Annotated in this window: 5 protein-coding genes and 1 pseudogene; 3 read left to right on the top strand and 3 right to left on the bottom strand. The window is 68.0% G+C overall.

The window, feature by feature from the left end; all coding sequences use genetic code 11:
• Nucleotides 1–485 precede the first annotated feature (485 nt).
• On the top strand, nucleotides 486–1,934 hold the full coding sequence (locus ACIA8N_RS23250) for an RICIN domain-containing protein (protein WP_399416768.1): 1,449 nt from the start codon (nucleotides 486–488) through the stop codon (nucleotides 1,932–1,934).
• A gap of 230 nt (nucleotides 1,935–2,164) precedes the next feature.
• On the top strand, nucleotides 2,165–3,688 hold the full coding sequence (locus tag ACIA8N_RS23245; RefSeq protein ID WP_365779194.1) for an alkaline phosphatase family protein: 1,524 nt from the start codon (nucleotides 2,165–2,167) through the stop codon (nucleotides 3,686–3,688).
• 855 nt (nucleotides 3,689–4,543) lie between these two features.
• Here the strand turns inward: ACIA8N_RS23245 and ACIA8N_RS23240 are convergent.
• The 3 genes and pseudogenes from ACIA8N_RS23240 to ACIA8N_RS23230 all read right to left on the bottom strand — a co-directional run bounded on the left by ACIA8N_RS23240 (nucleotide 4,544) and on the right by ACIA8N_RS23230 (nucleotide 6,485).
• On the bottom strand, nucleotides 4,544–4,777 hold the full coding sequence (locus ACIA8N_RS23240) for a hypothetical protein (RefSeq protein WP_365779192.1): 234 nt from the start codon (nucleotides 4,775–4,777) through the stop codon (nucleotides 4,544–4,546).
• Nucleotides 4,746–4,955 (bottom strand): annotated as a pseudogene (locus tag ACIA8N_RS23235) (IS5/IS1182 family transposase); the annotation flags it as partial. The pseudogene ACIA8N_RS23235 and the gene ACIA8N_RS23240, both read right to left, overlap by 32 nt.
• Before the next feature lie 12 nt (nucleotides 4,956–4,967).
• Nucleotides 4,968–6,485 carry an alkaline phosphatase family protein gene (locus ACIA8N_RS23230; protein ID WP_365779189.1) on the bottom strand — a complete coding sequence of 506 codons (1,518 nt, stop codon included), beginning with the start codon at nucleotides 6,483–6,485 and terminating at the stop codon, nucleotides 4,968–4,970.
• An 843-nt stretch (nucleotides 6,486–7,328) separates the two neighbouring features.
• On the opposite strand from ACIA8N_RS23230, the gene ACIA8N_RS23225 reads away from it, so the two are divergent.
• Entirely contained in the window at nucleotides 7,329–8,303 is a 975-nt protein-coding gene (locus ACIA8N_RS23225; RefSeq protein ID WP_365779187.1) for a LacI family DNA-binding transcriptional regulator, read from the top strand.
• Nucleotides 8,304–8,469 lie beyond the last annotated feature (166 nt).

Here is an 8,469-nt window from a genome sequence, read left to right as displayed (position 1 = left end):
AGGCCATCGACGGGTGAACGGCGGCAGAACCGGACCGGATTCGTCGAGGTCGCGCGGGGAAGCGGGAACATCGGCCGAGGCGGGAAAGTGGGCTTTGACCATGGATTGCCATGCAGGTCAGGGGGCCGACCAACGGTAACGGCGCCAGGGGCGGAGAGGGCGGGAAGTCTCCTTCGTCCGTCGGCGCGGATGTTACCAGCGGGTCTCTTGACAGGCCACCGTTGTGCTCACAGACTCTCTCAACACCCCGCATTAACGCAAACATTAAAGGCGACACGCAGCCGTAACACGGCAGCCACCTCCCTCCGCACACGGGCTGCGTTGCCCCGACCGCCACTTCCGCACACGCCGGGCCGGTCGGCCGTCGCCTTTCGCGTACGCCTCCTCTGTACGCATCCACACCCCCACCCCGCACGGGCCCGTCTGGGTCGCCGCGACAGTGCGACCCAGACGCGCCGGTTCCGCACAGCACGAGGTAAGTGATCATGGCGCGTAGAAGAAATGGCGCAACGGCGGTCATCGCCGGTCTGTCCGCCCTCCTCCTGTCCCTCGGGGCCACGGGCACTGCCCACGCGGCCTCGGTGAGCGTCAACAACGCCACCCAGTTCACCGACCCGGCGGGCAACCCCGTCCACGCCCACGGCGGCGGGGTCGTCAAGGTCGGCGCGTACTACTACTGGTTCGGCGAGGACCGCAACGCCGACAACAGCTTCCGGTACGTCTCCGTATACCGTTCGACGGACCTGAAGACGTGGGAGTTCCGCAACCACGTCCTCAAGCAGGAGACCGACCCGGAGCTCCAGGGCGCCAACATCGAGCGGCCCAAGGTCATGTACAACGCCTCGACCGGCCAGTTCGTGATGTGGATGCACAAGGAGGGCAGCGCCACCGACTACAGCGAGGCCCGCGCCGCCGTCGCCGTGTCGGACACCGTGGACGGCGACTACACCTGGAAGGGCAGCTTCCGTCCGCTCGGCCACATGTCCCGTGACATCACGACCTTCGTGGACACCGACGGCACCGGCTACATGATCTCGGCGGCCAACGAGAACGCCGACCTGCACGTCTACCGCCTCACCGCCGACTACACCGGCATCGACACCCAGGTGAAGAAGCTGTGGGCCGGCTCGATGCGAGAAGCCCCCGCGATGTTCAAGCGCAACGGCATCTACTTCCTGCTCACCTCCGGCGCCACGGGCTGGGCCCCCAACCAGCAGAAGTACGCCACCGCCACCAGCATCGCCGGCGCGTGGAGCGGTCTGAAGGACATCGGCAACTGGAACACTTACCGCACCCAGACGGCCTACGTCCTCCCGGTGCAGGGCACCAACGCGACGAGCTACATGTACATGGGTGACCGGTGGGGCAACTCCATGGGCGGCATGGTCCAGGACTCCCAGTACGTCTGGCTTCCGCTGAAGTTCCCCACCAAGACCACCATGACCATGGACTACTCGCCCAACGTCACGATCGACGCCGCGGCCGGCAAGGTCACCGGCATGAACGTGATGTGGGAGACGCTGTCGGTCCGCAGCAGCGGCAAGTGTGCCGACGTCTCCAACTTCGACTCCGCCAGCGGGGCTCCGATCGTCCAGTGGGGCTGCAGTGGAGACATCAACCAGCAGTACTACTTCAAGAAGCTGGGAACCAGCGGCTATGTCCAGATCATGGCCCGCAACAGCGGCAAGTGCCTTGAGGTAAGCGGAGCTTCTACCGAGGACGGTGCCAAGATCGTCCAGAACGCCTGCGGCACCGCGAAGTCGCAGCAGTGGAAGATCGAGCCGACGGGCGATGCCGGCTACAACCAGCTGGTCGCCCGGCACAGCGGCAGGTGCCTCGACGTCGCCGACTACTCGTACTCCGACGGTGCCGTGCTCGACCAGTGGACCTGCAACAGCGGCCAGAACCAGCAGTGGGAGCAGGCCATCGCCTGATGGCGATGCCTCCCTCCGGGTGCCCCTCCATCCTCGTGGTGGAGGGGCACCGCCGCGTTCGGGCCGCCTCGTCGCATCACGAGCGCATAACGGGTCTGAACCAGCCGTCGCCCTCTGTTCACCGGCGGGGACTTCTGTGTAAATCTGTTGCTCCTTGGTCGGGTTCAGGCTCATCGACATCCGGCCATGACGGCCGTGCGCCAACCCACCGGTCCTCCCAAGGAGCTGCCGTGCACCTGTCCCGTTCCCTTCGCGCCGCCATCGCGGTACCCGTGGCGGCAGCCGTGCTCCCGCTCGCCGCGGCGGCCCACGCCGACGCCGCGGGCAAGAAGGAGGAGTCGTCCTCCGCCACCGCCGCCGCCGCCGTCAAGCGACCCAAGTCGCTGGTGATCGGCATCGACGGCGCGACCTTCGCCAAGTTCGAGAAGGCGAAGATGCCGAGGGTCAAGGGCCTCATGGCTGGTGGCATGACCGCCACCAGCAACCTCTACGCGAACCCGATGGCGCCCACCTCCTCGGGCCCGGGCTGGTCGACCATCGCCACCGGCACCTGGCCCGACAAGCACAAGGTCATCGACAACGGCTTCAGCGGCGCCCGGTACGACCTGTACCCCGACTACGTCACCCGCCTGGAGGGCGCCAACTCCGCGCTCAACACCGTGGTCGTAGGCACTTGGAGCCCGATCCGTGACACCGTCTTCGGCCCCGCCGCCGACACCCGCCTCGGAGGCGTCAACGACGTCGACACCACGACGACCGCCGTCTCCAAGCTCAAGACCACCGACGCAGACGCCTCCTTCGTCCACCTCGACGAGGTCGACGGTGCCGGCCACTACTACGGCACCGAGCACCGGGCCTACCTGACGGCCCTCGCCACCGCCGACTCCCAGATCGGCCAGATCCTGGACGCCGTCACCTCCCGCTCCACGTACGCCGACGAGGACTGGCAGATCGTCGTCACCGCCGACCACGGCCACCTGCCCGGCGGCGGCCACGGCGGCAACTCCGCGAGCGAGCGCCAGACGTTCGTCATCGCCAAGGGCACCGGCTTCAACCCGGGTTCGGTCCGCAACGACGTCGAGATCACCGACATCGCCCCGACTGTCCTCTCCCACTTCGGGGTCAGCGCCGACCCGGCGTGGCAGCTCGACGGCAAGTCGATCGGCACCATCACGCCCGACGCCTTCGACGTCCTCCGCCCCTCCCTGAACACCCGGGTCGACGAACTTGCCCTGCCCTCCACCCTCAAGGGCTGGACGACCACCGCGCCCACCGGCTGGACCATCGACAACTCGGCTATGCCCACCGGCGGTGTGACCGAGTGGCGCGGCTGGTCCTTCGCGACCGACGAGTTCTGGACCAACACCGACCTGGGCCAAGGCCGCGAGACCAGCGTCCGGGCGCGCAACGTCTTCGCCGTCGCCGACTCCGACGAGTGGGACGACAAGGCCCACGGCGCGGGGCAGTTCGACTCCACCCTCGTCAGCCCGGCCTTCGCCGTGACCGGCGGCGCGACGGCGACCGTCTCGTACGCGACGAACTACCGGGTGGACGGCCCGCAGACCGGCGACGTCTACATCTCCTTCGACGGCGGCGCCCCGCAGCTCCTGCAGTCCTACCGCGCGGACCGCAACGCCTTCGAGAAGCTCACCGTCGCGGTCCCGGCCGGCGCCACCACCGCCAAGTTGTCCTTCCGTTGCACGGGCACCAACAGCTCCTTCTGGACGATCGACCAGGTCGCCCTCACCTCCTGATACGGCGGAAGCCGGGAGTGAGCCACGGCCGCTCCCAGCCCCGTCCGAGTAGGGAGCTCCCCAGGGGGGGGAGGAGCATTCCCCGGCAGGGGTGAGGGGACGATCAGTGTCTCGGCCCCTCACCCCTGCCGCTCGTTCATGCGGCTAAGACTTGTCCCGTAACGATCTTCGAGTCAGTGGGGCCGTGATCGGCTGCTGTGCGCTCTGGTCGCCTTTCGGCCGAGGACGAGGTTGTGTAGGCGGGCGCGTTGCGGTTGCTGGGCAGCGGTCGCCGCATCGTCAAGTTGGTGCGCCAGCACGGGCACTCGCTCTTCGGCTCCACCCGCCGACCGCACGCTCAGGTAACCCACCATCAGCACCCGCACACAGAACAAGGCTCAGCTGGCTAGTGTCTCGAAGCCGGCGTCTGCGCAGTACTTGAAGGCGCGAATCTCCGCCTCGGTGCCCGTCCTTGATCACCAGACGCTCTGACAGCCAAGCGCTTCACTCCACCGCACCACGAAGAAAAGGACCGGCGGCTTCTCGCTCAGAAGCTGCCGGTGAATCTCCCTGAGTGGCCCGTGCGCCGAGCCCAGGCCACTCGACGGGCCGACGGCCGGTGAGGGCGGATCGTCGTCAGGCGGTCACGCTCCCTCCGGGGCTCCTCCGATCTCCTTGGGCTCTGGCCACCGTCGCGACGCAACAGGAAAGTAGCGGGCGGAACGTCATCGCAGACTGTTCAGTAATGCGGGATTCCGGGTAGATCTGGCTCAGGCTCAGGCTCCAAGGTCTGTCGAGGCATTACCGCGACGCTTCACGAGATCGACGACAGGGACTACTCATGACGGACACGCCTGCAAGGATCGGACTCGTCGGCTAGGGCTTCGGCGGCAGGTACTTCCACGCGCCGCTGCTCGCCTCGACCCCGGACCGTGACTTTCTCGGGGTGGTCACCACCTTCCCGAGCGTCGCAATCAGATCGCCGACGAGCTCGACCGGCCGGCCGACGTACGACTCCTTGGAGGAACTACCCCGGGCCGGAGCCGAGGCGGGCGCGATCTCCAGCCCCGGGCCCGGCTTTGCGCTGTGCGACGGTGTCTTCCTCTTCATCGGGCAGGAGGGCTTGTCCTGGGCGTTTGCGGTGTGGGACGACAAGCCCGGTGTTGATGTAGGCCCCGTCGGCCAGCACGGTCACGTTGCCGCACGTCTGGGTCAGGCCGGGGTCCCGCCACGCCTCCGCGTCCGCGGCGCTGCCGGGCACCGGGCGGGCCACGGCGATCACCAGTTGACGTGCATGGGGTCAGCGAGTGACCGCGAGCTGGTCGACGGTCCAGAAGGCGCTGTTGGTGCCTGTGTAGTGGAATCGCAGTCGGGCGGAGGTCGACCCCGCCGGGACGTCTACGGTGAGTCTCTCGACGGTGTTGAGGTCTTCACGGTAGGAGGTGAGCAGTTGGGGGGTGCCGTCATCGAAGGAGATGTAGACGTCTCCGGTCTGAGGGCCGTCGGTCTTGTAGTTCGTGGCGTAGGAGACGGTCGCCTGCGCGCCACCGATCACGGGGAAGGCGGGGCTGATGAGGGTGGAGTCGAACTGTCCGTCGCCATGTGCGTTGTCGTCCCACTCGTCGGAGTCGGCGACGGCGAAGACGTTACGGGCGCGTACGTTGGTCTCGCGGCTCTGGCCGAGGTCGGTGCTGGTCCAGAACTCGTCGGTGGCGAAGGACCAGCCGCGCCATTCGGTGACCCCTCCGGCGGGCATGGCGGAGTTGTCGATGCTCCAGCCGGCCGGTGTGGTGGTCCTCCATCCCTTGAGGGTCGACGGCAGACCGGTTTCGTCGATCGCGGTCTGCAGGGAGGGACGCAGTGCGTCGAAGGCGTCAGGGACGAGAGTCTTGATCGGCTTGCCGTCCAGTTGCCAGGTCGGGTCGTTGGCGATGCCGAAGTGGGAGAGGACGGTAGGAGCGATGTCGGTGATCTTGACGTCGTAGCGGACCGATCCCGGTGTGAAGCCGGTGCCCTTGGCGATGACGAACGTCTGGCGTTCGGCGGGGGTGTTTCCGCCGTGGCCTCCGCTGGGCGTGTGGCCGTGGTCGGCGGTAATGATGATCTGCCAGTCCTCGTTGGCGTAGCTTGTCCTGGATTTCACCGCCTGGATGATCTGTCCCACCCTGGCGTCGGCGGCCTTCAGGGCGTTGAGGTATTCCGTGCTGTCGGTGCCATGGGCGTGGCCGGCCTCGTCGACGTTGTCGAGGTGGACGAAGGTGGCGTCGGCATCGGTGCTGGAGAGCTTGGCGACGGCCGTCGTGGTGGTGTCCGTGTCGCTGACACCGCCGAGACGAAGGTCTGTGGCCGAGCCGAAGACCGTGGTGGGGATGGCGGACCAGGTGCCGACGACCAGCGTGTTCAGCGATGAGTCGGCAGTCTCCAGGCGGGTGACGTAGTCGGGATGGAGGTCGAAGCGGGCGCCGTTGAAGCTGTTGTCGACGACCTTGTGCTTGTCGGGCCAGGTGCCGGTGGCGATCGTGGACCATCCCGGTCCCGAGTAGGTCGGAGCCATCGGAGAAGCGTAGAGGTTGCTGGTGGCGGTCATACCACCGGTCATCAGACTTTTGACGTTGGGCATTCTCGCCTTGCTGAATTTGGCGAACGTCGCGCCGTCGATGCCGATCACCAAGGACTTGGGGCGCTTGGTGGCAGCGGCCGTCTGGGCGGTGGCGCTCTTGCTTGAGGCGTCGGCATGAGTGGCTGCGGCGAGCGGGAGCGCCGCGGCAGCGGCGAGCGTGACGGCGACAGCCGTCCGCAGGGAACGGGACAGATGCATGGAATCTCCTTGGAAGCCCTGGGCGCAGGCCACGAGCAGGGGGCAGTGCGAGTTGTGGTGCGCAGATGCCGCTGCGGCGGCCGGGACATGGCCGTGCGGATGACAATCCCTGCCCCGCCGACGGCCACCCTGCCAGGACGGCGCCCGGTCGCATCGGTCGCGGTCGGCAGGAAGAGGAATGCGCTCGGCTGTTCTCTCCACCCGGCCTGTGCGCAGACCTGGTGATCACCGAGGACTGGCGCCAGGCCCTCACCGTGGTTGCGTTAACAAGTGCGGTGAGGTGAGTCTGAGAGCAGCCTCCGAGCGTGTCAAGAGATCTCGCACGAGAATGTGTCGGCCATCAGCAGGGAGAGTTCGTCCGAGGCGATGGTCCACGTCCAGCGGGTGCAGCGGGAACGGAAATCGGATGGCGAGGACCTGAGCCGTCGGTTCGACGCCCTCTGCGCGCGGAGAGTCCCGCCGCCGCCCGGTGTTGTTCCCGACGAGATCCAGCTCGGCCGCAGACAGGGTCCGGGGTGGTCACGCGGGATGCCTCCGGCGCGTCGATCAGCTTCCTACGGCGCGCCGCCAGAGGCCAACGGTCATCCGTTCCTGGCGGCCCGAGCCATTGGCCCGCACCTGGGCGATCCTGGCTCCATCGCTCGTGGAGCCGTTCTGCACCACCGCGTACGTCTCGCCCGGGCCGCCCGCTTGCGCTGGGTGACGCGCCTGCCGTCGCCCGTCGTGGATGTGCAATCGTTTGCGGCATGCGTAGGCTGTAACGCCGCCGCGGCGTCCGGCGGGGGCCTGTGGTGTCCGGCCCACAGAGGGAGAAGGTCGAAGATGCAGCACCAGCCTGTGACGATGAGCGATGTCGCCCGTGCCGCAGGGGTGTCGGTGACCACCGTCTCCTACGTGCTGAGCGGCAAGCGCCCGGTGGCTCCCGAGAAGCGAGAAGCGGTGCAGGCGGCCATCGCCGAGCTGGGGTTCCGGCTGAACACCGTGGCGCAGAGCCTGCGCACGGGGCGGTCCCGCACCGTGGCGCTGGTCATCCCGGACATCGCCAACCCGTTCTACGCCCAGCTGGCCCGCGGGCTGCAGGACACCTTGCGCCCGGGGCAGTACCACGTCGTCGTCTGCAACACGAACGCGGAGCGCGCGGAAGAGCTGCACTACCTCGACGACGTGGTCAAGCGCTGCCTCGACGGAGTCGTGATCACCCCGTCGTGGCTGACCCCGGAGGACTTCGACGCCATCCGGACAGCGGGCATTCCGGTCGTCATCAGCTCCGACAGCGAGTGGAGCGGCCTGGACCATGTGCGCGCCGATTCCCGCGAGGCCGTCGACGAGGCGGTCGAGCGACTCGCCCGGCAGGGGCACGAGCGACTGGGCATGCTGGTCGGGCCGGCGGGCACACCGGGCGGCGACCCTCGCCTCGAGCTGTTCCGCGCCGCCGCCCGGCGTCACGGGCTGGATCTGCCGGCCGGTCTGGTCGTGCGCGGGAAGCACACCCGTGAAGCCGGCGCCGAGGGCATGCGCCGACTGATGAGCCGCAAGAAGCCGCCGACCGCGGTCGCCTGCGTCAACGACCGCACCGCCATCGGAGCCCTTGAAGCGGCGGAGCAGCTGGGCCTCGCGGTCCCGTCCGACGTGGCGCTGATCGGCCACGACGACATCGAGCTCGCCTCCCTCGTACGCCCCCGGCTCTCCACGATCCGCTACCCCGCCTACGAGGTGGGAGCGACCTGCGGGCGCCTGCTTCTGGAACGTCTGGAAGGCCGCGTCAGCCCGTCTCAGGTCGCTCTGCGCACGCGGTTCGTCCTGCGCGAGTCCGTCTGATCCTCTTCGGGACCGCGCCCCCCGGCACTCGGCCGTCGGGCTTGACAGCCTGCGGCGCTCCCGACGTATCGTTGCGCAATCGATTGCGCGAGATGATGTACCAGCTACCCCGGCTACCTCCCCAGACCGCCTCCCCCCCGACGACGAAGCAAGGCCGCCCCCACTG

The sequence above is a fragment of the Streptomyces sp. NPDC051822 genome, assembly GCF_044452745.1.
GTDB lineage: Bacteria > Actinomycetota > Actinomycetes > Streptomycetales > Streptomycetaceae > Streptomyces.
The sequence above is the reverse complement of the archived record's forward strand: the minus strand, read 5'-3'. Positions and strand labels throughout refer to the sequence as shown.

Excerpts from the sequence above, each read along its gene's own strand:
- ACIA8N_RS23240 (WP_365779192.1), bottom strand. The coding sequence starts at position 4,777 with ATGAAGAGGAAGACACCGTCGCACAGCGCAAAGCCGGGCCCGGGGCTG.
- ACIA8N_RS23250 (WP_399416768.1), top strand. The coding sequence starts at position 486 with ATGGCGCGTAGAAGAAATGGCGCAACGGCGGTCATCGCCGGTCTGTCC.
- ACIA8N_RS23230 (WP_365779189.1), bottom strand. The coding sequence starts at position 6,485 with ATGCATCTGTCCCGTTCCCTGCGGACGGCTGTCGCCGTCACGCTCGCC.
- ACIA8N_RS23225 (WP_365779187.1), top strand. The coding sequence starts at position 7,329 with ATGAGCGATGTCGCCCGTGCCGCAGGGGTGTCGGTGACCACCGTCTCC.